General features: G+C 64.7%; 25 protein-coding genes. 12 read left to right on the forward strand and 13 right to left on the reverse strand.

Annotated elements, in window-relative coordinates; genetic code table 11:
- Positions 1–54: 54 nt before the first annotated feature.
- The 5 genes from CH285_RS07485 (at position 55) to CH285_RS07505 (ending at position 3,991) form a co-directional block, all read left to right on the forward strand.
- Entirely contained in the window at positions 55–1,038 is a 984-nt protein-coding gene (locus tag CH285_RS07485; RefSeq protein WP_027495289.1) for an ATP-binding cassette domain-containing protein, read from the forward strand.
- Positions 1,035–1,790 (forward strand): ABC transporter permease, encoded by a 756-nt coding sequence (locus tag CH285_RS07490; protein WP_032387558.1) that lies wholly within the window; start codon positions 1,035–1,037, stop codon positions 1,788–1,790. Before CH285_RS07485 ends, CH285_RS07490 begins: the two co-directional genes overlap by 4 nt.
- A 186-nt stretch (positions 1,791–1,976) precedes the next feature.
- The gene (locus CH285_RS07495) at positions 1,977–2,369 is read left to right on the forward strand and encodes a hypothetical protein (RefSeq protein ID WP_032390280.1); all 393 of its coding nucleotides are present in this window, start codon (positions 1,977–1,979) and stop codon (positions 2,367–2,369) included.
- Positions 2,370–2,426: 57 nt separating this feature from the next.
- Positions 2,427–3,164, forward strand: coding sequence for a lysophospholipid acyltransferase family protein (locus tag CH285_RS07500; protein WP_032390279.1), 738 nt, complete (start codon positions 2,427–2,429; stop codon positions 3,162–3,164).
- 68 nt (positions 3,165–3,232) lie between these two features.
- Complete coding sequence (locus CH285_RS07505) at positions 3,233–3,991, forward strand: SDR family oxidoreductase (RefSeq protein ID WP_032367143.1); 759 nt, start codon at positions 3,233–3,235, stop codon at positions 3,989–3,991.
- A gap of 79 nt (positions 3,992–4,070) precedes the next feature.
- Here CH285_RS07505 and CH285_RS07510 read toward each other — a convergent pair whose 3' ends face one another.
- The 4 genes from CH285_RS07510 to CH285_RS07525 form a co-directional block, all read right to left on the reverse strand.
- Positions 4,071–4,994, reverse strand: coding sequence for a glucose 1-dehydrogenase (locus tag CH285_RS07510; protein ID WP_080730209.1), 924 nt, complete (start codon positions 4,992–4,994; stop codon positions 4,071–4,073).
- A 209-nt stretch (positions 4,995–5,203) separates the two neighbouring features.
- A complete protein-coding gene (locus CH285_RS07515) occupies positions 5,204–6,052 on the reverse strand; it encodes a 3-hydroxybutyryl-CoA dehydrogenase (protein ID WP_283548657.1) in 849 nt (282 codons plus the stop codon).
- A 5-nt stretch (positions 6,053–6,057) separates the two neighbouring features.
- Positions 6,058–7,215: an acyl-CoA dehydrogenase gene (locus tag CH285_RS07520; protein ID WP_027495295.1), complete on the reverse strand. Its 1,158-nt coding sequence runs from the start codon at positions 7,213–7,215 to the stop codon at positions 6,058–6,060.
- Positions 7,216–7,363: 148 nt separating this feature from the next.
- On the reverse strand, positions 7,364–8,011 hold the full coding sequence (locus tag CH285_RS07525; protein WP_027495296.1) for a TetR family transcriptional regulator: 648 nt from the start codon (positions 8,009–8,011) through the stop codon (positions 7,364–7,366).
- 115 nt (positions 8,012–8,126) lie between these two features.
- Between CH285_RS07525 and CH285_RS07530 the strand changes: the two genes are divergently transcribed.
- The 3 genes from CH285_RS07530 to CH285_RS07540 all read left to right on the forward strand — a co-directional run bounded on the left by CH285_RS07530 (position 8,127) and on the right by CH285_RS07540 (position 11,716).
- A complete protein-coding gene (locus CH285_RS07530; protein ID WP_027495297.1) occupies positions 8,127–8,471 on the forward strand; it encodes an ArsR/SmtB family transcription factor in 345 nt (114 codons plus the stop codon).
- Between the two features lie 106 nt (positions 8,472–8,577).
- The gene (locus tag CH285_RS07535) at positions 8,578–10,275 is read left to right on the forward strand and encodes a SulP family inorganic anion transporter (RefSeq protein WP_032390277.1); all 1,698 of its coding nucleotides are present in this window, start codon (positions 8,578–8,580) and stop codon (positions 10,273–10,275) included.
- A 40-nt stretch (positions 10,276–10,315) separates the two neighbouring features.
- Positions 10,316–11,716: a xylulokinase gene (locus CH285_RS07540; protein ID WP_032390276.1), complete on the forward strand. Its 1,401-nt coding sequence runs from the start codon at positions 10,316–10,318 to the stop codon at positions 11,714–11,716.
- Between the two features lie 38 nt (positions 11,717–11,754).
- Here the strand turns inward: CH285_RS07540 and CH285_RS07545 are convergent, their stop codons facing one another.
- Genes CH285_RS07545 through CH285_RS07575 form a run of 7 tightly spaced genes read right to left on the reverse strand, consistent with a single transcriptional unit; the run spans position 11,755 to position 19,115 of the window.
- Positions 11,755–12,828, reverse strand: a complete 1,074-nt coding sequence (locus CH285_RS07545) for an SDR family oxidoreductase (protein ID WP_032390275.1) — start codon at positions 12,826–12,828, stop codon at positions 11,755–11,757.
- A 46-nt stretch (positions 12,829–12,874) separates the two neighbouring features.
- Positions 12,875–13,615: a sulfite exporter TauE/SafE family protein gene (locus CH285_RS07550; RefSeq protein WP_080731235.1), complete on the reverse strand. Its 741-nt coding sequence runs from the start codon at positions 13,613–13,615 to the stop codon at positions 12,875–12,877.
- Positions 13,612–14,607, reverse strand: a complete 996-nt coding sequence (locus tag CH285_RS07555; RefSeq protein ID WP_027495302.1) for an ABC transporter ATP-binding protein — start codon at positions 14,605–14,607, stop codon at positions 13,612–13,614. Before CH285_RS07555 ends, CH285_RS07550 begins: the two co-directional genes overlap by 4 nt.
- A complete protein-coding gene (locus CH285_RS07560) occupies positions 14,600–15,619 on the reverse strand; it encodes an ABC transporter ATP-binding protein (RefSeq protein ID WP_032390274.1) in 1,020 nt (339 codons plus the stop codon). The genes CH285_RS07555 and CH285_RS07560 overlap by 8 nt, the downstream gene beginning before the upstream one ends.
- Complete coding sequence (locus CH285_RS07565) at positions 15,616–16,602, reverse strand: ABC transporter permease (RefSeq protein ID WP_032387567.1); 987 nt, start codon at positions 16,600–16,602, stop codon at positions 15,616–15,618. Before CH285_RS07565 ends, CH285_RS07560 begins: the two co-directional genes overlap by 4 nt.
- Positions 16,603–16,606: 4 nt before the next feature.
- Entirely contained in the window at positions 16,607–17,536 is a 930-nt protein-coding gene (locus tag CH285_RS07570; RefSeq protein ID WP_032377499.1) for an ABC transporter permease, read from the reverse strand.
- Between the two features lies 1 nt (position 17,537).
- Positions 17,538–19,115, reverse strand: a complete 1,578-nt coding sequence (locus tag CH285_RS07575) for an ABC transporter substrate-binding protein (protein ID WP_032390273.1) — start codon at positions 19,113–19,115, stop codon at positions 17,538–17,540.
- Positions 19,116–19,551: 436 nt separating this feature from the next.
- Between CH285_RS07575 and CH285_RS07580 the strand changes: the two genes are divergently transcribed.
- Positions 19,552–20,451, forward strand: coding sequence for a 2-hydroxyacid dehydrogenase (locus CH285_RS07580; protein ID WP_176458496.1), 900 nt, complete (start codon positions 19,552–19,554; stop codon positions 20,449–20,451).
- On the forward strand, positions 20,448–20,843 hold the full coding sequence (locus CH285_RS07585) for a universal stress protein (protein ID WP_032367133.1): 396 nt from the start codon (positions 20,448–20,450) through the stop codon (positions 20,841–20,843). Before CH285_RS07580 ends, CH285_RS07585 begins: the two co-directional genes overlap by 4 nt.
- A gap of 3 nt (positions 20,844–20,846) precedes the next feature.
- Here CH285_RS07585 and CH285_RS07590 read toward each other — a convergent pair whose 3' ends face one another.
- A complete protein-coding gene (locus CH285_RS07590; protein ID WP_032369526.1) occupies positions 20,847–21,740 on the reverse strand; it encodes a LysR substrate-binding domain-containing protein in 894 nt (297 codons plus the stop codon).
- A gap of 173 nt (positions 21,741–21,913) precedes the next feature.
- Here CH285_RS07590 and CH285_RS07595 point away from each other — a divergent pair, with 173 nt between their 5' ends.
- Both CH285_RS07595 and CH285_RS07600 read left to right on the forward strand, forming a co-directional pair.
- Positions 21,914–23,422 carry a SulP family inorganic anion transporter gene (locus tag CH285_RS07595; protein ID WP_027495310.1) on the forward strand — a complete coding sequence of 503 codons (1,509 nt, stop codon included), beginning with the start codon at positions 21,914–21,916 and terminating at the stop codon, positions 23,420–23,422.
- Positions 23,423–23,456: 34 nt separating this feature from the next.
- Positions 23,457–23,861, forward strand: a complete 405-nt coding sequence (locus CH285_RS07600; protein ID WP_027495311.1) for a MerR family transcriptional regulator — start codon at positions 23,457–23,459, stop codon at positions 23,859–23,861.
- A gap of 25 nt (positions 23,862–23,886) precedes the next feature.
- Here the strand turns inward: CH285_RS07600 and CH285_RS07605 are convergent, their stop codons facing one another.
- Positions 23,887–25,596: a ribonuclease J gene (locus tag CH285_RS07605; RefSeq protein WP_052067123.1), complete on the reverse strand. Its 1,710-nt coding sequence runs from the start codon at positions 25,594–25,596 to the stop codon at positions 23,887–23,889.
- Between the last annotated feature and the right edge of the window lie 151 nt (positions 25,597–25,747).

Raw genomic sequence — 25,747 nt, forward strand, 5'->3', positions numbered from 1 at the left:
GTTTCTAGCGTCTCCTCTCGTACGGATTCACCGATACGACGAGGGGCGCACGAGATGATCGAAACATCGGGATTGACCAAGACATTTCGGCAGGGCAAGAAGACCGTGGAGGCGGTGCGCGGCATCGATCTGACGATCGGTGAGGGAGAACTGGTCGCTCTCCTCGGCCCCAACGGTGCGGGCAAGTCGACCACGCTGCGAATGCTGACCACGCTGCTGGCACCGACGTCGGGTTCGGCCCGGATCGCGGGGTTCGACGTGGGCAGGGACCGGGACAGTGTCCGGCGCAGTCTCGGCTATGTGGGGCAGGGCAACGGCGCGGGACACAACCAGCGCGTGCGAGACGAACTCGTCGTGCAGGGCCTGTGCTACGGCATGACTCGTCAGCGATCACGAACTCGCGCAGACGAATTGATCGACGCACTCGAACTCGGCGAACTGCGCTCGCGCACCGTCTCGACGCTCTCCGGCGGACAGCGTCGCCGACTCGATATTGCCCTGGGGCTGGTGCATCGACCGGCATTGCTGTTCCTCGACGAGCCGACCACCGGAATGGACCCGCAGAGTCGGGCCAACCTGTGGGATCACATCCTCCGGCTGCGACGCGAGATGGGCACGACCATCGTTCTGACCACCCACTACCTCGACGAGGCCGATTCGATGGCCGAGCGGGTCATCGTCGTCGACCACGGAACCGTCATCGCCGACGACACCGCCGCGTCGCTGAAATCGGAACTGGCAGGCGATCTGATCGTTCTCACCGTGTCCGACGCGTCGGCGCTCCTTCCGCTTCTCGACGGCATTGACGGCATCAGAGACGTCACGAGATCGGGTTCGCGGCTGAACCTGCGTGTCGGACGCGCCGAAGTCGTTCTTCCGGAAGTGTTGCGGCGGAGCGAGTTACACGGTATTCACGTACATACTGCGGACATGACCCGACCGACTCTCGACGACGTGTTCCTCGGACTGACCGGCCGTAGTCTTCGAGAAAGTGCCGCAGCGCTCGACAACTCGAGCGTGGCAGGAGAACTCCGATGAACGTTCTCTCCGGAAGCACTCTGGTGATGGGTCGGGAATTGCGGCCGATGGTGCGCGATCCGTTCACCGTCATCTTCAGTCTCGTCCAACCGCTGATCCTGCTCGCTCTGTTCGGCCCACTGCTCACCGATGTCCCCGGTCTCGGCGACGGAAGTGTCTGGGACTGGTTCGTGCCGGGTGTTCTCGCGATGATCACCATCTTCGGCACCTCCATGACGGGCTCGAATCTGCTGGCCGAGTTGCAGCAGGGTTCTCACGAGCGAATGTTGGTGACCCCGTTGCCGCGATCTGCCCTGCTCGTCGGGCGGGCGTTCAAAGAAATGGTGCCGCTCGCTGCGCAGGCCGTGTTGATCGTTCTGGTCGCATTGCCGCTGGGGTTGTCCGTGAATCCGATCGGTGCCGCGGTGGGAATCGTGCTGCTCGGGGTGTTCGGCGTCGGGCTCGGCGCACTGTCCTACGCGTTGGCTTTGGCTGTGCGGGGCCAGGATTGGGTGTTCTGGTCCATTCAGCAGACGTTGATGTTCCCGCTGCTCATCCTCTCCGGCACGATGTTGCCGCTGACGGCCGCACCGGGGTGGATGCAGTTCCTGGTGAACATCAACCCGCTCGGATATCTCGTCGACGCCGAACGTGCACTGTTCGCCGGAGACTTCGCGAGTTCGACGGTGATGGCAGGTGTCGTCGCAGCCGCGGCCACTGCGGCGGTCGGACTTGCCGTCGGGATCCGGGCAATGGGTTCCTCGCGGGTGTGAGGCAGGCTCGAACCGTTCGCGGTGCTCACAGCGCTGCACAACCGAGCACACAGGCGCAGACTGGCGGTCGTCCAGGCAGGGTTCACGAGGAGTGCAACGCCGATGAACAGTCGATCGACTTTGGGATGCGCGGTAATTCTCTTCGCTCTCGCGGGGTGTTCGTCCACTGAAGAGAGCCCGTCCACCATGGCTGAGCCGTCGGCCGCAGAATCCGTGGAGTCGGTGGAAGTGGATTCGGGTGGGTCGGACTTCTGCACGCTGTACGCCACACAGGTGGCGCAGGGTCTGACCAACCTGCGGGAGGTAGAGGCCGGTGGTGTCGAAACGGCCGAATCCATGGCCGAAGAACTCGCTGCGAAGGCCCCGGTGACCCAGTCGGAGCTGCAAGCCGTCGCCCCACCGGAACCGTTGGCGTGGCTGCAGGCCATTGAAGAGGCCGACGCCAAGGGTGCGGCCGGCGACTTCGACGCGATGAATGGAGTGTTCGAGAACCTCACCCTTCTCACAGACTGGTCGATCGCGAACTGCGGCCCCGAGTACGCGCCGATCTTCACCGAATACAAGGCGATCATCGGGTAGGCGGTACGAATGAGGCCTCGGCCTCGGCGGCACAGCTCGAACCATTAGGCTCGGCTCATGGAGCGGCCTGCGGTAATTCTCGAGAACGACGAGACGGTGTACGACTTCTATCTGCGTCATCAGCAGAATCGTCAGGTCGCGAGGCTGGCGTACGCCGCCCTCGCCCGACGCTTCCGCCCGCGGGTGTCGTACTCCGACGGTGCCCGGGAGGAGCTGCGGCGTCTGGTGTACGACAACACGCGTCTGCTCATCGCGGTCAATCACCTCACCGAGAGTGATCCGTACACCCTCGCAGCGGCGGCTTGGGCGTCGCCGCTGCGTCCGGTGATCGGGCGCACCAGAGTGCTCGCGAAGGACGAATTGTTCCAGGACCCCAAGCAGCGCAAGCGAATCGACATGATGGGCGGCATTCCCGTCTTTCGCGGCAAGAATCACGGGATGCGGGCAGTCAGCGCGGCAGGCAACCGCATGATGGACATCAGTGCCGAAAGAATGAAGCGCGGCGACGACCTCGCGGTGTTCCCGGAAGGCACCTGCAACCTCGAGGATCCGACGACGGTGCAACACGTCGGCAGCGGAATCGGCCACATCGCGATGCGGGCCCGCAAACTCGGCGTCGAACCGACGTTGATCTGCATCGGACTGAGTTACGGCCCCGGCTCGGCGAAAGTGAAGCAGGCGAGCGTCTACTTCGATACGCCTATCACCGATCTGCCCCAGAAACCGATCGACATCACCCGCGTGGTGGCAGAGGGAATGCAGAAAGCACTCGACGGAGCGGTGGCTGCGTACTGACTGCGCCGCCGGGGTTGGTAGAAACAGATGACAGGTAATTCGATTCGGCGTTGTGTCAGGAGATATTCGTGAGTGATCAGATCAAGACGGCCATAGTCACCGGTAGTGCGCGTGGGATCGGCGCTGCAGTCGCGAAGCGGCTTGCCAAGGACGGTTTCGGCGTCGCGGTGGTGGACCTCGACGAGGCCGCGTGCAGCGACACCGTCGGCGCGATCGAGGCCGCAGGTGGGCAGGCAGTGGCCATCGGCGCAAACGTGGCCGACGAGGAGTCGGTGCAGACTGCAGTCGACCGCATCGCGAGCGAGTTCGGTGCACCGACCGTACTGATCAACAACGCAGGCATCACCCGCGACAACCTCCTGTTCAAGATGACGGTGCAGGACTGGGATTCCGTGCTCGGCGTACACCTGCGGGGCTCGTTCCTGATGACGCGTGCAGTGCAGAAGCATATGATCGACGCCAAGTGGGGTCGCATCGTCAACCTGTCGAGCACCTCGGCCCTGGGCAACCGCGGTCAGGCGAACTACTCCGCGGCCAAGGCCGGCATGCAGGGATTCACCAAGACTCTCGCCATCGAGCTCGGCAAGTTCGGCGTCACCGCCAACGCCATCGCCCCCGGATTCATCGAAACCGAGATGACGGCAGCCACCGCCGAGAGAGTCGGAATGTCGTTCGACGACTTCAAAGCTGCTGCGGCGTCGCAGATTCCGGTCAACCGCGTCGGACATCCCGACGACATCGCCCACCTGGCGTCGTTCTTCGTCAGCGAGGGTGCCGGCTTCATCTCGGGTCAGGTCGTCTACGCAGCCGGTGGTCCGAAGGACTGACGCCTCCCGAACGCGTGAATGGACCATTCACGAGCCCAGACGGGTGTGAATGATCCATTCACGCAGAGCGCGAAGGCGACTACGGCGTCGGCATTCCGCCGTTGACGTTGAGGGTGTCTCCGGTGACGTATCCCGATTCCGCTGAGGACAGGTACACGTACGCGCCGGCGATCTCGGCCGGCTGACCGGCCCGGCCCAGTGGGGTTTCCTTGCCGAATTCCGGCAGTGCCGACGTCGGCTGCCCGCCCGCGGCCTGCAGCGGAGTCCAGAACGGACCGGGCGCAACGACATTGACGCGAATCCCCTTCGGTGCCAACTGCTGCGCGAGAGCCTTGCTGATGGTGTTGATGGCCATCTTCGTCGTCGCGTAATCCACCAGACCGGGCGAGGGTGTGTACGCCTGGATGGAGCTGGTGTTCACGATCGTCGAGCCGGCAGGCATGTGCGGCACCGCTTCCTGAATGATCCAGAACAGTGCGTACACATTGGTTTTGAAGGTCTGGTCGAACTGCTCCGACGTGAGATCCGCCAGATCCTCGACGAACTGTTGCTTGCCTGCCACGTTGACCAACAGGTCCAGGCCGCCGAGCTCGTCGACGGCGGTGTGCACGAGGGCGCGGGCAGCTTTCTCATCGGTGAGGTCTGCCGGTGCCAGGACGGCGGTGCGACCGGCGTCGCGAACCAGCTGGGCGACGTCCTGAGCGTCCTTCTCCTCCGACGGCAGGTAGTTGAGAACTACGTCGGCACCCTCGCGGGCAATGGCGATGGCGGCCGCACGGCCGATGCCGGAGTCGGCACCGGTGATCAGGGCCTTACGGCCGGTCAGCCGTCCGGACCCGCGGTACGTCTGCTCGCCGTGGTCGGCCAGGGGTTGTAGATCGGCAGCGAGACCGGGCGGATCCTGGTGCTGCTCAGGGAATCCGTCCTGGCGGTACTGCGTGACGGGATTGGTGAAGGTGTACTGATCACTCACGATGGGGTCGTCTCCGAACCTGGTATTCATTGCGTGGGGAACCTGCTGCTCGATTCCGTCTCCACGCCGAATGCCCAGAGTCGCCCGCAAACAAACTGAGTCGGGTCTCTCCCTGGCTCACGCCATCCCCCAAGTTCACACCATCCCCGCCAACGGATGAATGCGGCATTCAGCTACTCGGAGTAGCTGAATGCCGCATTGATCCGGAAGGGGGCGTGCCGGAAAAGCAAGGCAGCGGGCTAGGAGTACGTGTAGAAACCCTTGCCGCTCTTGCGACCCAGCATTCCCGCGTCCACCATGCGCTGCAGCAGCGGGGGCGGAGCGTAATGCGGCTCGCGGAATTCGGCGTACAGCGATTCTGCGACCGCGAGGGTGACGTCGAGGCCGACGGTGTCGGTCAGACGCAACGGTCCCATGGGGTGGGCGCAACCGTTGACCATGCCGTCGTCGATGTCCTCGGCGCTGGCGAAGCCGGATTCGAGCATCCGGATGGCCGAGACCATGTAGGGGATGAGCAATGCGTTGACGATGAATCCCGCACGGTCGCCCGCACGAATTGTCTTCTTGCCCAGGGTGTTCGCCGCGTAATCGGTGACGGCGTCGACGGTTTCTTCGCTGGTGAGGAGGCTGACGACGATTTCGACCAACGGCAGTACCGGTACGGGGTTGAAGAAATGCACTCCGACGACCTGGCCGGGTCGCTTCGTCGCGTTGGCCATCTTGATGACGGGGATCGACGAGGTGTTCGTCGCCAGGATTCCTTCGGGCTTGACGATGGAATCGAGCTTGCCGAACAGATCCAGCTTCAGTGATTCGATCTCCGGTGCCGCCTCGATGACGAGATCGCGATCGGCGAAATCGTTGATGTCGAGCGTCAACGAGATTGCGGCGCGGGCTTTCTCGGCCGCGTCGGCGTCGATGCGGCCGGACTTGACGGCCCGTGCGAACGACTTGTCCAGGCGTGCTTCGGCGGCGTCGGCGGTGCCCTGGCTGGTTTCCAGGATCAGCACCGAGCTACCGGAGCGGGCGCACATTTCGGCGATACCGGCACCCATGGTGCCGCCGCCGATGACACCTACGAGTTCGATGGTGCTCATTTGAGCAGCGCCCGCGACATGACGACACGCTGAATCTGGTTGGTGCCCTCGTAGATCTGCGTGATCTTGGCGTCGCGCATCATGCGCTCGACGGGGAAGTCGGTGGTGTAGCCGGCACCGCCGAAGAGCTGGACGGCGTCGGTGGTGACCTCCATGGCCACGTCGGAGGCGAAGCACTTCGCTGCGGCAGAGATGAATCCGAGGTTCTTCTCGCCGCGCTCGGCGCGTGCCGCGGAGCTGTAGACCATCAGGCGGGCGGCTTCGACCTTCATTGCCATGTCGGCGAGCATGAACTGCACGGCCTGGAAGCTCGAGATCGACGTGCCGAACTGCTTGCGGTCCTTGGTGTATGCGATGGCTGCGTCGAGAGCGCCCTGAGCGAGGCCGACGGCCTGTGCACCGATGGTGGGCCGGGTGTGGTCGAGAGTCTCGAGCGCGGTCTTGAACCCGGTACCGGGCTCACCGATAATGCGGTCTCCGGGGATCTTGCAGTTCTCGAAGTAGAGCTCGGCGGTGGGCGAACCCTTGATGCCGAGCTTCTTCTCCTTGGGGCCGACGACGAATCCTTCGTCGTCCTTGTGCACGATGAACGAGCTGATGCCGTTGGCACCCTTGTCGGGATCCGTGACGGCCATGACGGTGTACCAGTCGGACTTGCCGCCGTTGGTGATCCAACACTTGGAGCCGTTGAGGATCCAGTCGTCTCCGTCGGCCTTCGCGCGGGTCCGCATGCTGGCGGCGTCGGAGCCGGCTTCGCGTTCGGACAGTGCGTACGACGCCATCGCGCCGCCTGCGAGCGAGGGCAGAACCTGCTTCTTGAGCTCCTCGGAGCCCTTGAGGATGAGGCCCATCGTGCCGAGCTTGTTGACGGCGGGAATCAGTGAGGACGAGCCGCAGACGCGGGCGACCTCTTCGATGACGATGCAGGCGGCAACCGAGTCGGCACCCTGACCGTCGTATTCCTCGGGTACGTGCACGGCGTTGAAGCCGGAGGCGTTGAGGGCATCGAGTGCCTCCTGCGGGAAGCGCGAGTCCTCGTCGACCTCCTTGGCGTACGGGGCGATCTCCTTCTCCGACAGGGCCCGGATCGCTGCGCGCAGCTCCTCGTGCTCCTCGGGTGACTGGTAGAGATCGAAGTCGGGATTTCCGGCCATGTCGGCCACGCTCCTCGCGATGTCGGGGGTACAGCACTGCCCAGAAAGGGCACTCAGTGCCAAGCTTCACCCCAGTGTACGACCGGACCGGCCTCAATTCAAGGGTGGGGCTCGCCAAGACGGCACTGAGTGCCATCTTGGGTGGGGGTCACTCGGGGAGGTGGCGGGCCAACGCGTCGGCGACGGTGTTCACGGACGTGCCCCGCGGGAATGTCGCGACCACGACGTCTCCGGAGGACTGGGCGCGGACCTGCGCCAACGCTGCGCGCAAGTCGGTGACGGACGTGGGCAGGCCGTCGCGAATCATCCGTCGTAGAAAGTAGTTGTGGGTCGCGGTCACCGAGGCGGAGAACTGCAGGATCTCCAGATGAGGGTGGTCGGGTAGCGCCCGCTGCAGATATTCGACGAAGAGACGGTCGTAGCGGAACACGGTGACGATCTCGCGATCGCGGAGGGCGGGAATTCGATGCACCACCTGATATCGCAGCCGCGACATCTCTTTCCAGTCCGAGAATCGCTCGTACACCAACTGGGCGGCATCGCAGACGGCCTGCCATGGGTCGCCGGTGTTGGACGCGAGCAAAGCGCCGACCTGTTCGAGCAGAATCTCGTGATCGGCGAAGACGACGTCTTCCTTGGCGCGGAACTGCCGGAAGAACGTTCGACGCGAGATTCCGGCCGCCACCGCGATGTCGTCCACCGTCGTCGAGTCGTAGCCCTTGACCGAGAACAGATCCAGGGCCGCGGTGGCCACGGTCAGCCTGAAGTCGGTGGATTCCTCGGGTTCTCCGCGCATGCCAGTGAAGGTAGCGGAGTTTCGGCAGGGGCACTGAGGTCGTCCTTCTCGGTGGCTGATTGCTAGTGTTCGCAAGTAGCCTGCTTCGCAGTGCTCGGCGAAGCGGAAGGACGTCATGGCCACGGATTCGAGTCGACCGCTGTACAGAATGAAGGCCGACTTCTTCAAGACGTTGGCTCATCCCGCGCGTATTCGAGTGCTGGAACTGTTGAGCGAACGCGAACACGCAGTGTCCGAGATGCTGCCCGAGGTGGGCATCGAGCCGGCGAATCTGTCACAGCAGCTGTCGATTCTGCGTCGCGCGGGTCTCATCGAGGGCACTCGGGAGGGGTTGTCGGTGTCGTACACGCTGACGTCGCCGAAAGTGGCGGACCTCCTCGTGGTGGCCCGGGAGATATTGACCGGCGTGGTGGCCAACCAGGTAGAACTGCTGGACGGCGAGTCCGGATCGCGCACCTGAGCCGACCGTCGAGGGAGGTGTGCAGCATCTCGCCGCATCTGATTCATTACTTGCTAAACTTAGCAATCAACTGGATCAAGAACGATGAACTTTCAGGAAGCGTCGCATGTCCGAACCGACGAAACGCACCCGTACGAACGACGCCCTGAGGGCGGTTTCCGCCCTTCTACCCAGGTGGAGCGAGTGGAAGCCCGCGCTACGCGCACCCGGTTCGGATCTTCTCGCCGGCCTCATCGTGGCGCTGGTGGCGCTGCCCCTCGCGCTCGGATTCGGAGTCAGCACCGGGCTGGGTGCAGCGGCGGGACTGACCACCGCCATCATCGCGGGAGTCGTGGCCGCGGTATTCGGTGGCTCACGGTTTCAGGTATCGGGTCCGACCGGTGCCATGACGGTGGTGCTGGTCCCGATCGTCGCCGAATACGGGCCGACGGGAGTGCTCGCGGTCGGGCTGCTGGCCGGGATCATTCTGTTGGTGCTCGCGGTAGCAGGAATCGGCCGAGCTGTGCGGTACATGCCCGCGCCCGTCATCGAAGGATTCACCGCGGGCATTGCCGTTGTCATTGCACTGCAACAGGTTCCGTCGGCGCTGGGTATCACGGACGCGGAAGGCGACAAGGTCTGGCAGTCCGCGTTCGATGCAGTCCGTTCGTTCGTCGCGCATGCAAGCATCCTCACCCCCGCTGTGGCGATCGCCGTCGCGATCGTCATGCTCGTCGGCGGCCGCCTGGCACCGAAGATCCCGTTCTCACTGGTCGCGGTTGCTGCCGCTACCGTGGCCACCCAGCTGTTCGATCTGGACATCGCCCGCATCGGCACCATTCCGTCGTCGTTGTCCGCCCCGAGCCTGGGCTTTTTCCACCTGGGTGACGTGACGGCGTTGCTGGCCCCGGCGTGTGCCGTCGCCGCTCTGGCTGCCCTGGAATCGTTGCTGTCCGCCACCGCCGCGGACTCGATGGGCGTCGGCGCTCGCCACAACCCCGACCGGGAACTGTTCGGACAGGGCCTCGCGAACATCGCCGCACCCCTGTTCGGGGGCATCCCCGCCACAGGTGCCATCGCCCGGACTGCGGTCAACGTTCGATCCGGTGCCCGCACCAGGCTCGCGGCCCTCACCCACGCGGTGATCCTCGCCGTCATCGTGTACTCCGCGGCGGGGTTGGTCGCCGATATCCCGCTCGCGGCCCTGGCCGGAGTGCTGCTCGCAACCACGGTGCGGATGGTCGAGACCGCGTCCATCCGGGCGATCACCCGCGCCGGCCGCGGGGACACCGTGGTGATGGCGGCGACCTTCCTCGTCACGGTGGTCTTCGATCTCGTGACGGCGGTGGCGGTCGGCGTCGGGTTCGCTGCCGTCCTGGCTCTCCGGGCCGTCGCGCGATCGGCCACGGTCGAGCAGGTCCCGTTGAACACACTCGATGCGGTCTCGAAGGAAGAAGGCGACCTGCTGCGGGAACACATCGTCGCGTACCGCATCGACGGTGCGCTGTTTTTCGGTGCCGCGCACAGCTTCCTGCTCGAACTCGCCGATGTCTCGGACGTGAAGGTGGTGATCCTGCGCATGTCCCGAGTCACCACGATCGACGCCACCGGTGCCATGGTTCTCAAGGACACCATCACCGAACTCGAACACCGACACATCACCGTCCTGATCTCCGGTGCCAAGCCCGAGCACCTGCGTCCCCTCGCAGCCGTGGGCGTGTTCACCACCAAGGACGACGACGCTCGACACGTCTTCGACACCACCCCGCAGGCCATCGCCTGTGCACGCACGCTGGTGACCGAGGCGACCACGCCCCGCGGGTAGGGTCGTAGGTCACACTTGCGTACGAAAGGACCAGCTCATCGTGGCTCTCGTTGCCGGAATCGACTCTTCCACCCAATCGTGCAAGGTTTTCGTTCGCGATGCCGACACCGGGGAGTTGGTGCGTCACGGCCGCGCCGGTCATCCCGACGGCACCGAGATCGACCCGCAGCGGTGGAAGGAAGCACTCGACGAGGCCGTCGACGCCGCCGGCGGGCTGGACGATGTCGCTGCGGTGTCGGTCGGCGCGCAACAACACGGCATGGTCTGCCTCGACGACAACGGATCCGTGGTTCGTAAAGCATTGCTGTGGAACGACACTCGATCGGCCCAGGCGGCAGAGGATCTGATCGCGGAGCTCGGCGAGAAGACCGGTGGCGACGGCGGTCAGGCCTGGGCCGACGCGGTCGGCGTGGTTCCGTTGGCCTCGATCACCGTCGCCAAGCTGCGGTGGCTCGCCGACAACGAGCCCGACAACGCCGATCGCACTGCGGCGGTGTGCCTTCCGCACGATTGGATCGGCTGGCAGCTCGGTGGCGCGTCGGGGCTCGACGCCTTGGCCACCGATCGCGGCGATGCGAGCGGCACCGGATACTTCTCGGCGGCCACGAACGAGTATCGAACGGATCTGTTGCAGTTGGGCTTTCGTGGCCGCAACCCACTGCTGCCCCGCGTGGCTGCGCCGAATGAGGCGATAGGCCACACTGCCGCCGGGGCGCTGATCGGCCCGGGTACCGGAGACAATGCCGCGGCGGCGCTTGCCCTCGACGCACAGCCCGGTGATGTGGTGGTCTCGATAGGCACGTCCGGCGTCGTCTCGGCGGTGACCACCGCAGCCGCGGCCGACGGTTCGGGCCTGGTCGCCGGATTCGCCGACGCCACCGGGCGTCAGCTGCCGTTGGTGTGCACGCTCAACGCGGCGCGTGTCCTCGATGCGACGGCGCGAATGCTGGGCGTCGATCACGACGAGTTGTCGCGGTTGGCTCTGTCGACGACGAGCGACGGTGTGGTGATGGTGCCGTACTTCGAGGGCGAGCGGACGCCCAATCTCCCCGATGCGTCCGGTGCGATTCATGGACTACGACTGAACAATTCGACTCCGGGCCACCTGGCTCGCGCTGCCGTCGAAGGACTGCTGTGCGGACTGGCCGACGGTATCGACTACCTGCGTGCACAGGGAGTGGACGTGCGGCGCGTACTGCTCATCGGCGGCGGCGCCAAGTCCGCGGCGCTCCGAGCCTTGGCCCCGGCAATTCTCGGGGTGCCGGTGGCCGTACCCGAGCCCGGTGAGTACGTCGCCGACGGGGCAGCGCGCCAGGCAGCCTGGACTTTGGCCGGGACCAGTGAACCGCCGACCTGGGCGCAGGCCACCTCGAAGACATACGAGGCAGACCCCACGCCGGCGGTGCGAGAGCGCTACGCGCATGTGAGTGGAAACTCGTAGCAGGGGTCGAGTTTCCACGCACATGCGGCGCAGCCGCGCTAAGGAATCAGGCGCGCATCTCGGTAACGCTGGATCACCGAGGCGATGGCATCGGGCGTGGAGCGGAAGCCCAGGAAGCCGGCCTTCTTGGACTTGTTCATGTCCGTCAGGCATTCCATGTCGCGGCCGAGGTCACCGTCGGTGTGCCACCACGATGCGAGGCGGGAGACATCGCTCTCCACCAGATCGTGCTTCTCCGCGATGCGCTTCCAGGCTGCAGCCGCGTCGGACATGCGGGGTTCGAGAGGACGCGGCTCGGTGTCGAAGCCTTCGGGCTCGACGCCGAAGTGCGCGGCGAGCTGCGGCCACAGCCAGCGCCAGCGGAACACGTCACCGTTGGCGATGTTGAAGGCCTCGTTGTGCGCATTGTCATCGGTTGCGGCCCAAAGCATCTGCTCGGCGAGCAGGTCGGCGTCGGTGAGGTCGGTCAAGCCGTTCCACTGGGTTTCGGAGCCGGGGAAGACGAACTTCTCGCCCAGTTCCTTACAGATCGACGCGTAGACGGACAGCGTCAGCATCATGTTCATCGCGTTGCCCACGGCAAAACCGGAGACGGTGTGAGCGCGGTGCACACTCCATCCGAACCCGTATTTGTCTGCGCCGGCGAACAATTCGTCTTCCTGCGCGTAGTAGAAGTTCGGGGTGTCGAGGCGGTCCTCGGTTTCGTGGAACGGCGTCTCGGCCATCACGGCCTCACCGTATGCATCGAACGGGCCGAGGTAGTGCTTGAGTCCGGTCATCAGCGCGACGTGCTTCACCGAATCGAGGGGGCCGAGAACATCGAGCACATTGCGTAGGGTCGCCGAGTTGACCTCGATGTTCTCCTGCTCGGAGTCCTTCTTCATCCACGCGGTGAAGAACACGACCTCGGGGCGGACGTCCTTCAGCGCTTCCTCGAGGGACTGCGGGTCGAGCAGATCCGCCGCGACCGGCACGACGCCGTCGACGGGGGTACTGCCGCTACGACTCAGTCCGTAGGTGGTCCAGCCTGCATCGAGTGCTGCGTGGCACAGCGCCTGCCCGGAAATGCCGGTGGCGCCGACGATCAACGCGCGCGTGGTGTTCGTAGTCATCGGATCCGGTTACCCACTGGAGCCGATGCAACACGTGACGCTTCACTCACGTCAGGGCCAGTACTTGTTGGACCACGAGCACGATCGCGCCCACGGCCGAGACGGCGATTGCCGTGATACGTAGGCGTCGTCGATCGAGAACTCGGTTGATCACCCGAGAGAGCAGGAACCCCAGAACTGTCGCCGGGGCCAGGAACGCGAACAGCGTGGCGGTGTGGCTGTTCACCGCTCCGGCCACCGTCAACACCGCGATGGAGATGATCGAGCCGACGAGGAAGAAGCAACTCATCGTGCTGCGGAGTTCGGCTCCGGAGTTGCCTTGCCACACCAGAGCCATCGGTGGCCCACCGATGGAGGTGGCGGTTCCCAGAACTCCCGACGCGGCCCCGGCGACGACGAGATTACGTCTGTGCGGCAACGGAACCCAGCCGAACGACGTCAGCGCGACGCCGCCCAGGACCACGAGTGCCAACAGTATCGCCAGCCCGCGTTCGGGCAACAGGACCAGTAGCAGCGCACCCACCACCGAGCCGGGGAGTCGTCCGGCGAGTGCCCACCCGGCTCCCGAGAGATCGAGAGCCGTCCGGTCGCGTACCAGTACGAGCACGCTGACCACGACCGCGAGCATGATCAGCGTTCCCGGTACCAGTCCGGGGTCGACGATGGCCACGATGGGGGCGGCCAGCATGCCCATGCCGAAGCCGATCGACGCCTGCATCGCGGATGCGAAGAAGATCGCGAGCGCGACGACGACGAAGCCGGTGACACTCAGGTGCGTGAGTGTCATGTTCCGGCGGCGACGAGACCGAGATTTCCTGCCACGAGCGGATAATGGCATTCGGCAACATGATCGGCCTCGTCGGCGTCGTGTGCGACGGGTGGTGCGTCGCTCGCGCACAGGTCGGTCGCCTTCCAGCAGCGAGTACGGAAACGGCATCCCGACGGCGGATTCAGTGGCGACGGCACCTCGCCTTTCAGCAGGATCTTGTCGCCGCGGCTCGACGCGTCGAGTGTGGGTGCGGCCGACATCAACGCTGCGGTGTAGGGGTGGGCGGGCCGATCGAATACTGCCTCGGTGGCTCCGGATTCGACGATGCGGCCCAGGTACATCACCGCGACTCGGTCGGCGACGTGCCGGACCACCGAGAGATCGTGCGAGATGAAGACATAGGAGATGCCGAGTTGCTTCTGCAGATCGTTGAGCAGGTTGAGCACCTGGGCCTGGACCGAGAGATCGAGAGCCGACACCGGCTCGTCGCAGATGATGACGTCGGGGTTCAGTGCCAGAGCTCGCGCGATGCCGAGGCGCTGGCGCTGACCGCCGGAGAACTCCTGCGGGAACCGGTTCTCGTCGCTCGGTCGCAAGCCCACCAGATGCAGCAGCTCGCGCACCCGCGCGGAGCGGTCACGTCGAGTCTTGTACAGGCTCTTGTGGGTTCGCCATGGTTCACCGATGATGTCCCCGGCCGTCATGCGTGAGTTCAGTGAACCGTACGGATCCTGGAACACCATCTGCACGCGGCGGCGCCAGGCGAGGAGCTCCTTGCCGCGGAGCGCGAACGGATCCGTGCCGTCGAAGGCGACGGTGCCCGAGTCCGGGCGTTCGAGCATCATCAGGGTGCGTGCGAGAGTGGACTTGCCGCAGCCGGATTCGCCCACGAGGCCGAGGGTCTCGCCCCGCCGCAGGTCGAGGTCGATGGAGTCCAGAGCGCGTAGCTTCCCGCGGCCGACGTCGAAGGTCTTGTTCAGGCCACGAACGGTCAACAGTTGCTCAGACATTGCGCGATACCTCGTTCGGGAAGTGGCAGGCCGACAGGCGGCCGTTGCCGACGGATTCGAGCGGCGGGCGGCTACTGATACAGATCTCACGGGCGAGAGGGCAACGTGCCTGGTAGACGCATCCGTCGGGGATCGAGTGCAGATCCGGCGGGGTGCCGCCGATGGATTTGAGATCCTCGCCGCGGACGGCGTGCACGGGGACCGAGTCGAGCAGTCCCTTGGTGTAGGGGTGGCGCGGCGATCCGAACACCTCCGAAACCAACCCGGTTTCGACGACGTTGCCCGCGTACATGATTGCCACTCGATCGGCCTCTTCGGCCACCAGAGCGAGGTCGTGGGTGATCAGGACGACGGCCATGTCGTGCTCGGTGCGCAATTCCTTGAGCAGTGCCATGATCTGCGCCTGCACGGTCACGTCGAGGGCGGTGGTCGGTTCGTCGGCCAGCAGTACCGACGGACTCAGGGCCACGGCCATCGCGATCAGCAAGCGTTGACGCATGCCGCCGGAGAACTGGTGCGGGTACGAGTCGGCGCGTGATTCGGGCTCGGGGATACCCACTCGGGCCATGAGCGCAATAGCTTCGACCCGCGCCTGTTTGGCCGACATACCCCGGTGGATCCGAAACGGTTCGGCCAGTTGTGTTCCCACGGTGTAGACGGGATTGAGTGCCGTCAGTGCATCCTGGAAGACGATGGCCAGTTCGGTAGCCGCGATGGTGCGTCGAACCTTGGTCTTGGCGGTCACCAGGTCTACTTCGCCCATCTCGACCGAACCGCCGGTGATGTCTGCGATCGGCTCGAGCAACCCGACGATGGCCTGTGCCGTCATCGACTTTCCGCAGCCCGATTCACCGAGCAGAGCGAGGGTTTCGCCCCGGCGGGCGCTGAAGGTGACGTTGTCGACGGCGCGGATGACGCCCGACGGCGTCCGCAGATCGACGGTCAGGCCACGAACGTCCAGGGCGACGCTGCCGGTGTCCGGTCGCTGTGGTGCGGTAGCCGGTGCGCTCATGAGACGACCTTTCGTGCGGGGATCAGGCGAGACCGCTTGGAGCGGGGGACGTTGAGTCGCCAGCGCTGAGCCGGGTCGGTGGCAATGCGCGCCCAGGCGGCGAGCACGGTGGCCGAGACGGTCGTCAGCACGATGGCCAGGCCGGGGAAGAAGGAGAGCCACCAGGCGGTCTGCAGGTAGGTACGGCCCTGCGAGACCATCAGGCCCCAGGAGACGTCGGGCGGCTGAATGCCGATGCCCAGGAAGCTCAGTGACGATTCGGCGAGAATGACGAAGCAGAAGTCCAGGGTCGCGACGGTGAGCAGGGTCGGCAGCAGGATCGGGGCCACATGGCGTCTGATCACCGATCCGCTCTTCGCGCCGAACGTACGGGCAGCGTCCACGAACAACCGACTCTGCAGTTCTGCGGACTCGGCGCGGGCGGTACGCAGGTAGATCGGGATACGCGTGACCGTCAGGACCAGCACGATGTTCGCGGCACTGGGCGAGAAGACGTAGAGCACGACGACGGCCATCAGCAGGGACGGGAAGCTGAGGATGACGTCGGCGACGCGCATCGCCGCGGTCTCGCGCCAGCCGCGATGGAAGCCGGCCCACATACCGATGAACGAGCCGATGATCGCCGAGAGGATCACGGCCGGAATGGCCACCGAGAGTGTGGTTCTGCTGGCGACGATCAGCCGGGCCAACATGCTGCGCCCCAATGGATCTGTGCCGAGGATGTTCATCCAGCCGGTGTCGAGGGTGAACGGGGGCAGGTTCGAGCGGTCGAGATCTTGGTCGGTTGCGGCGTCCCCGACCAACATCGGGCCGAAGATCGCGGTGAGGAAGACCAGCACCAGGATTGCGGCAGCGACGGTGGCGACCCTGTCCCGCAGGAGTAGCTTCCACAGCGGGGCCGACGCCTTGCGGGCTTCCACCGGAGCCGTCGGTGGAACATCCTCCGGCTCGGATGTTTTCGGTGCTTCGAAGTCGAGTGACATGTTCTTAGACCTTCACCTTGTCGCGAACCCGGGCGTCGAGCAGTGCATAGCAGGCATCGATGACGATGTTGAGCACGAAGATGCTCACCGCCGTCAACAGCACGGCTGCCTGCAGAACGGCGAAGTCGCGCTGCAGGATGGCGTCGATCATCAGTTTTCCGATGCCGGGCCAGCCGAAGATGGCCTCGACGACCACCGCGCCGTTGACGAGCCCGACCATCAGGTCACCTGCGACCGTGAGCGCCGGTGCCGCGGCGTTGCGCAGAGCGTGGTGGGTGACGACCCGAAGATCGCCTGCCCCTTTGCTTCTCGCGAGCCGAACGTACGGTGCAGACAGTGCCGAGACCATCGCGCCGCGGACCACCTGTGTCAGTACTCCGAGCGGGCGAATGAGCAGCGTGGCGATCGGCAACACCCAGGAGAGCATTCCGCTGTCCACACCGGAGGTGGGCAGCCAGCCGAACACGATGGCGAAGACGTAGACGCCCATGATGGCGAACCAGAAGTCGGGGATGGACGCGGCCGTCATCGACAGCAGGCTCGAGATGCGATCGGCCAGCGAGTTCGGTCGGTACGCAGCCCAGCAGCCGATGATCACGGCGCCGAGGATGGCGAGGAACATCGTCGCGAAGGCGAGCTGCAGCGTTGCGGGGAAGGCGCGCAATGCCATTGCCGACGCGTCCTCACCGGTACGGAGCGACTGCCCGAAGTCGAGTTGCACGACGCCTTTGAAGTAGTCCAGTAGCTGCGTCAGTACCGGCTGATCGAAGCCGTTGGTGGCGCGAAACGCCTCTCGCTGCGCCTGGGTGGCCGACTCGGGCAGGTACAGGCTGGTGGGGTCGCCGGTGAGACGAGCGAGGAAGAACACGCCCAGCAGGACGACGAACAGTGGGATCAGGCTCGTGTAGATCCGTCGGCGCAGAAATCTGAACATGTCAGGGCCTCTCGGTATCGGCGCGCGTCATCGCGGCCAGGTGCATTTCGTCGACCGTGGCCGAGTCCGGCGTGTAGTCGACCGAGGCGGCCTTGGCGAGCACCCCGTTCATATGTGCGATGTAGGCCATCTGCATGATGTCCTTCGGTTCGTCCGCGAACACCTGGGCGTACGCGGCCTGCCTGTCTTCTCCGGTGAGTGCGCCGGCGGCGGCGATCTCCTTGTCGAAGTCCGCTGTCCCGTATGCACTCTGGAATCCGTCGCTGGTGAAGTACTGATCGACGGTGAATGCGGAGTCGCCGGCCTGGTTGCCGTGCTGAATCACCAGTAGATACGGCCCGACGTTCGGGAACGGACGTTCCTGGTATTCGGCCGTACCTGCGGCGTCCATCATTTCGATCTTGACATTCATGCCGATCTTGGACAGCGAGTTCTGAATGACCTCCACCGTTTCGTTGATCTTCGGGAACTGACCGGTGCGTCCGATGAGACGGATCTCGGTGTCCACCGGAACCCCGTCGGCACGGGCCTGCTCGATCAACGTCCTGGCCTCGTCCATGTCGTAGGGCCAGGGAGTCAGGTCCTCGTTGTATCCCACGACGCCCTCGGAAATGAGCTGTGCTGCAGGTGAACCGAGTCCGCGGAACAACGCCTTGACGATGCCGTCGCGATTGATGGCGTAGTTGATCGCCTGCCGAACCCGCATGTCGTCCAGTGGCGGTTGCGCGGCCTGCATGCGCAGTGCCGTGGTCTCGTTGTTGGGATAGGCCACGCCGAGGTCGCCTGCACCGTCCTCCGGTCCGACCGACGTGGCGATCTCGGCCTCGCCGTTGGTCACCATCGACGCGCGGACACTGCCTTCACTGCGCCATTGGTATTCGGCCCTGGCGTATTCGGGCTTCGGGCCCCAGTAGGTCTCGTTGCGTACCAGGGAGAGCTTCTGGCCGTAGTCCCACCGCTCGATCGCGAACGGGCCGGTGCCGATCGGTTCGCGTACCCGCTCGGTGTAGCTCGAAGTGCGCGGAACCATCTCCACGAACGAGAGCCGTAGCGGCAGAATGGGATCGGGCTCGGGTGACTGCACTGTCAGCGTCAACGGGTCGACGGCTTTCACCACCAGGTCGGCGTCGCCGAAGACGTATCCCTCGACGTTGCATCCCAGTTCGGAGTTGACGGTGCGGTCGATGGAGAACGCTGCATCCTCGGCTTCGAAGGGGCTGCCGTCGCTGAACGTCACGCCGGGGTGAATGGCGAACGTCCACTCGGTGTCCGAGGTCTGCTCCCACGAGTCCGCCAACTTCGGTTCGAGATCACCGGTACTCGGATTGCGCTCCATCAGCGGCTCGGTGATGTTCGAGCGAGTGACCACTCCGACCGACGTCAGCGATACGTCGCAGGCTTCGAGGGTGGGCGGTTCCTGAGGCAGAACGATGCGCAGGGTGTCTGCGCGGGCTGCGGCTCCGTTGCTCGAGTTCGCGACGGTGCAGCCGCTTGCGATCAATGAAAGTGACAGTGCGCCAACAGCAATAGCGGCGACGCGATGGGTCCGTCCCTGCTGCACGGAGAGTGCAGGGCTCATGGTGGCCTCCAGTGGGAAAAGGGATACGCGTCATCGAGCCGCATTCGGATCTGTGACGGTAGACACACGGTAGGAGTGGGTGATCTCCACCGTCAACCGGACGAAAGCGACGTTTCGGCCCGTTATCCACGTCACAATCGTGCTGGATCAGTGCGGATGCTCGCAGTTCAGCGCCTCTGAGCAGGTCGAACGTCCAAACGGGTTAGGTCTACCTGCATGCTGAGGGTCATGTTTATGCCGTTTGGGTATCGGTCCATGTTATTTGCGTGTTGGACAGGTATCCGAGAAGCGGCATACCGTACAGGAAACGCGCACGCTCCACCACATCGCGAGGAGAACAACGGTGACCACCGGTCAACAGGAAAAGTCTGTGTTGCAACAGGATTCACGCCAAGGGGGCCGTGTGCTCCGAGTCGGGCCGCTGAAGCCGTCCCTGATGGACACTCTGGTTGCCGACTACGACGCGCTGACCTTGCCCGACGGGGACGAGCGCGAGCAGTTCCTGGCCGAGCACGGCCCGTCGATCACCGCTGTCGTCACCTCCGGCCGAACTGGTGTCGACGCAGCGCTGATGGAGCGGTTGCCGCAGCTCGGAGCCGTCGTGAACTTCGGAGTCGGATACGACACCACCGACGTCGACGCGGCCACCGAGCGTGGCATCGGGGTCAGCAACACCCCGGACGTGCTCACCGACTGCGTCGCGGATCTTGCTGTCGGCCTGGTGATCGACACCGTGCGTGGGCTCTCGTCCGCGGAGCGATTCGTACGGGCCGGCCGCTGGCCGGCCGAGGGCAACACTCCGCTGACCCGTCAGGTCACCGGCAAACGAGTCGGGATCATCGGGCTCGGCCGGATCGGATCTGCAATTGCGGACCGGCTCACCGCGTTCCGCTGCCCCATCTCGTACCACAACCGCAACGAGATCGACGGTTCACCGTATGCGTACGCGGCCAGTCCTGTAGCGCTCGCCGAGGGCGTCGACGTACTGATCGTCGCCGCCTCGGGCGGCTCGGGAACTGCCCATCTGGTCGATCGCGCGGTACTCGACGCGCTGGGACCGCAGGGCTATCTGATCAACGTGGCCCGCGGAAGCGTCGTCGACGAGGAGGTGCTGATCGAACTGCTCGCCTCCGGGCAGCTCGCCGGTGCGGGCCTGGACGTGTTCGCCCACGAACCGAACGTGCCCGACGCCCTGCTCGCGATGGACAACGTGGTGCTGCTGCCGCACGTGGGCAGCGCAACGGTGGAGACTCGCGCCGCCATGGAAGCACTGACACTGGAGAACCTCGATCGATTCCTGGCCGACGGCTCCCTCGTCACGCCGGTGACGAAGTGACCGTCGTCGTCGGCTACTCGCCGACCACCGAAGGAAAAGGCGCGTTGCCCTTCGCATTTCGCGAAGCCCAGATGCGCGGAACGGACCTGCTCATCGTCGCCGAGGACAACAGCGCGGCAGACACCGAGTTCGCTGCAACCGTCGAATCGGCTCGCGAGGAGGCGTCGGCGGTCGGTGTCACGACGAAGATTCACGACAACGAGGCCGGCCGCTCGCACGCCGACAACCTGATCGACCTGTCGTTCGACGAGCAGGCTCAGCTGGTCGTCATCGGCATCCGACGTCGATCGCCCGTCGGAAAGTTGTTCATGGGCAGCATCTCTCAGCGCGTACTGCTCGAAGCACATTGCCCGGTGACGGCCGTCAAGCCGCCGGTGGGGACGCCGCGGTAGTCGTCACGCCCACTCGCGCGTCGGCAGCACGTCGGTCATGAAGCGGTGCAGTGCCGGGTTGTCGTTGTCCACGCGCCATGCCGCGTCGAGTTCGACGGGGCGTTCCTTTACGGTCCGAACCGGCCGGAACACAACGCCTTCCGGCCGCATGGTCGACGCCGACTCGGGTACCAGGGCCAGGCCGATTCCCGAGCGAACGAGTACCAGCATCGTGTGCACCTGAGTCACGTACTGCACGTAGCGCGGTGAGACCCCGACGATGGTGAAGGTGCTGATCAGCAGCTCGTGAAAATAGCGGGCGTCGACGGGCGAGTACATGATGATCGGTTGATCGTCGAAGTCCTCCACCGACAGTTCGTCCTTCTCGGCCAACGGGTGTTCTTCGGGCATCGCCGCGATCAACGACTCGTGCAGCACCGGCCGGGACGCAATGCCCGGTCGCTTGAGCGGGGGTCTGGCCAACCCGAGATCCAGATCGCCGATGGCCAGAGACTCCATCTGTACCGCCGAGACCATCTCGCGTAGAACGATTTTCACGTCCGGTAGCTTCTCGCGCGCGGCGTCGAGCAGCTGCGGGAGCACCGCATGCGCCGATGCCCCGGTGAATCCCACGATTACGGTCCCCAGGTCTCCGGTGGGAACGCGTCGCACCGTCAGCAGTGCGCCCTCGGCGAGGTCGAGGATGCGTCGGGCCTCGGGTAGGAAGGCCAATCCCGCGGCCGTCAGGGTCACCGACCGGCTCGTGCGGTCGATGAGCTGCACGCCGACTTCGCTCTCGAGTTGTTGGATCTGCCTGCTGAGCGGCGGCTGCGTCATGTGCAGACGTTCGGCGGCGCGGCCGAAGTGCAATTCCTCGGCGACGGCGATGAAACAGGACAGCCTGTTGAGCGAGAACATCGATTCATTCCTTGCATCGCGCTGGGAGTTCCGGCGTGCTTTTTCGTATAAATCTAGCGCACGTGGTCCGTGCTTCGATGATTGGTAACCTTCCCTCCGGTAAGAGTAGAGTTGCTCGCGGAGTGGACGCCCATCCCGGTTGTCGTCCCTCGTAACCATCGAACGGAGTCGTCGTGTCTCGAGCTGCCCAGGTGCCCGGCACCGCCGTCGAAGACGTCTCGGTGCTGGGTGCGTTGCGCTCACCGAGGCGACTGAAGACCGAGGTTCTTGCCGGACTGGTGGTGGCGCTGGCGTTGATCCCGGAAGCCATTTCGTTCTCGATCATCGCCGGTGTCGATCCGCGCGTCGGCCTGTTCGCGTCGTTCACGATGGCCGTCACCATCTCCATCGTCGGGGGTCGACCGGCGATGATCTCCGCGGCCACCGGAGCGATCGCCCTGGTGGTCGCCCCCTTGGCTCGCGAGTACGGCCTCGACTACCTCATTGCCGCGGTCATCCTCGGCGGAGTGCTGCAGATCGTGTTGAGCGTCCTCGGTGTCGCCAAGTTGATGCGATTCATCCCGCGCAGTGTCATGGTCGGATTCGTCAATGCGTTGGCGATCCTGATCTTCACCTCACAGGTGCCGTACCTGATCGGGGTGCCGTGGTTGGTCTACCCGATGGTCGCCGTCGGACTGCTCATCATGTTCTTCCTGCCGAAGCTCACCACTGTCGTGCCGGCACCTCTGATCGCCATCGTGATTCTCACCGCCGTCACGCTCGTCTTCGCGCTGGCCGTCCCGGACGTGGGCGACGAGGGTGAACTGCCGTCCTCGCTGCCGTCGTTCCTGATCCCGGACGTGCCGTTCACGTTCGACACCCTGTCGATCATCGCGCCGTTCGCTCTGGCCATTGCCCTGGTCGGTCTGCTCGAATCACTGATGACGGCCAAGCTCGTCGACGACATCACCGACTCGCACTCCAACAAGACTCGTGAGGGCTGGGGCCAGGGCGTGGCGAATCTGGTCACCGGATTCACCGGCGGTATGGGCGGCTGCGCGATGATCGGCCAGACCATGATCAACGTGAAGGTCTCCGGTGCCCGCACCCGTATCTCCACGTTCCTCGCCGGCACCTTCCTGCTGATCCTGGTGGTCGGTCTCGGCGACATCGTCGCGCTCATTCCGATGGCCGCATTGGTCGCCGTGATGATCATGGTGTCGGTCGGCACCTTCGACTGGCACAGCATTCACCCGAAGACGTTGCGGCGCATGCCCAAGAGCGAAACTCTCGTCATGGTGGCCACCGTCGCTGTCACCGTGGTCACCCACAACCTCGCGTACGGCGTCGTGGTCGGAGTGATCACCGCTATGGTCTTGTTCGCCAGGCGGGTTGCACACCTGACCGAGGTTGTCGACGTCGCACATCCCGACGACGACACCCGCGTCTACGCCGTCAAGGGCGAGTTGTTCTTCGCGTCGAGCAACGATCTGATCTACCAGTTCGACTACGTCGGAGATCCGAAGAACGTCGTCATCGACATGTCCGAGTCGCACATCTGGGACGCGTCGACCGTTGCGACCCTGGACGCCATCACCACCAAGTACGCAGCCAAGGGCAAGACGGTGGAGATCGTGGGCCTGAACGCGCCGTCGACCGAGCGGCACGATCGTCTCAGTGGAAACCTGGGTGCCGAGCACTGACTAGGGTGGTTGGTCGGGCGAAGAGAGGCGGCACATGACAGACGACGGCGTACACATGCAGATCGGGCAGGTAGCTCAGCGAACCGAGCTGTCGATTCGCACGGTTCGTCACTACGACGATGTCGGTCTGGTCACGCCCTCTGCTCGGACCGTCGGCGGCTTCCGGCTCTACACCGAGTCCGACGTCGAACGCCTGCTCGTGATTCGCCGGATGAAGCCACTCGACTTCACGTTGGCCGAAATGAAACAGCTACTCGAATCCCTCGACATTCTCGGCGACGAGAACGCGGCCGACGACGCGAGGTCGTCGGCCGCGGCCTTCGTTCGTGAGTGTCACACCAAGGCCGAGGAAAGCTGCCGCACGTTGCGGCGGCAGCTCGCCTACGCCGAGGAGCTGACCGAGGTGCTGTCGACTCGCGGCGCAGCGGCCCAGATCTGACCGGCCCAAATCTGACCGCCCAGTTCTAGCCGTCCACGACCACCGGGACGATGAGGGGCTGGCGGCCCAGGGTCTGCTTGGCCCAGCGGGCCGATTCCTGCACGATGCGCTTCTCGATGTTTTCGCGGGAGGCAACCTTGACGTCGCTCTCGCGTGTGAGGGTCTTGCCGATCGCCTTGGCCAACGAGTCGAAAGCGTTTGCCTCGTGGGCGAATCCGCGTCCGATGAAGTCGACGTCGTCGACCAGCAGCCCGGTGTCGGGATCGACGATGGCGATGACGGTCAGCACGCCCTCGTTCGCGAGGAGGCGACGCTCGGCCAGTGAATCCTCCGTCACGCCACCGACGGCACTGCCGTCGACGTAGATCAGTTCGATGGGGACGGAGCCGGTGATCTGCGCGACGCCGTCGTACAGGTCGATGACGCTTCCGTTCTCGGCGATGATCACGCGATCGCGAGGAACGCCGGTCCTGATTGCGAGATCGGCATTGGCACGCAGGTGCCGCGATTCACCGTGTACGGGAAGCACATTGGCGGGTTCGAGGATGTTGTAGCAGTAGACGAGCTCGCCGGCGCTGGCGTGACCGGAGACGTGCACCTTTGCATTTCCCTTGTGCACCACGCGTGCACCCTTGTCGACGAGGCCGTTGATGACGCGGTAGATCGCGTTCTCGTTGCCGGGGATCAGGCTGCTCGCCATCAGCACGGTGTCGCCGTCGCCGACCTTGATCTGATGCTCACCCGACGCCATCCGCGACAGCGCCGCGAGGGGCTCGCCCTGGGATCCGGTGCAGATCAGCGTGATCTTGTTGGCCGGGAGCCGGTTGAGCTTCGGGAGGTCCACGACGAGGCCGTCGGGAACGTCGAGGTAGCTCAGGTCGGTCGCGATCTTCATGTTGCGCACCATCGAACGGCCGACGAACGCCACCTTGCGGCCCTGCGCGTGTGCGGCGTCGAGAACCTGTTGGATGCGGTGCACGTGGCTGGCGAAGCTCGAGACGATGACGCGGCCCGTCGTTTCGCGGAACACCTTTTCGATGGCCGGGACCAGGTCCCGTTCGGAGACCATGAACCCGGGCACCTCGGCGTTGGTCGAGTCGACGAGGAGCAGATCGAGCCCTTCCTCGCCCAGGCGGGCGAAGCTACGGAGGTCGGTGATCCGACCGTCCAGCGGGAACTGGTCCATCTTGAAGTCACCGGTGTGCAGCACCAGCCCGGCGTCGGTACGAATGGCGATGGCCAGACCGTCGGGGATCGAGTGGTTGACGGCAATGAACTCGAGCTCGAACGGGCCTTCCTGACGCGTCTGCCCCGCCTCGACCTCGATCAACTTCGTCGAGACCTTGAACTCCTCGAACTTGGCGGCCAGGAAATGCAGTGTCAGCCGCGACGAGATGACGGGAATGTCGCCACGCTCGCGGAGCAGGTACGGGACGCCGCCGATGTGGTCCTCGTGCCCGTGCGTCAACACGATCGCAACGACGTCGTCGAGACGATCCCGGATGCAACTCCAGTCGGGCAGGATGACGTCGACGCCGGGCTGATGCTCCTCGGGGAACAGCACGCCGCAGTCGACGATGAGCAGCTTTCCGTCGAATTCGAAGACGGTCATGTTGCGGCCGATCTCGCCGAGACCGCCCGTCGCGATCACGCGAAGGTGCCCGGCCGACAGCGCTGAGGAGGATCGCTTTCGAGGTGCGGCGGGGGATCTGCGTTGGCGTGGTGATCTAGACATGACCTCAACGCTACGGGGGACTGCCGACCTGGCGTTCACCCCGGTCCGTAGATCGCGGATTTGCGTCAACTCTACTATTGCGTAAGAGTAGAGATCAGTTCCTGTCTGTACTTCCCCGCCGATGTGTGTGGGACGCGCGAGATGCCCATCG

It is taken from the genome of Rhodococcus sp. 05-2256-B1, assembly GCF_002258465.1.
Lineage (GTDB): Bacteria > Actinomycetota > Actinomycetes > Mycobacteriales > Mycobacteriaceae > Rhodococcoides > Rhodococcoides fascians.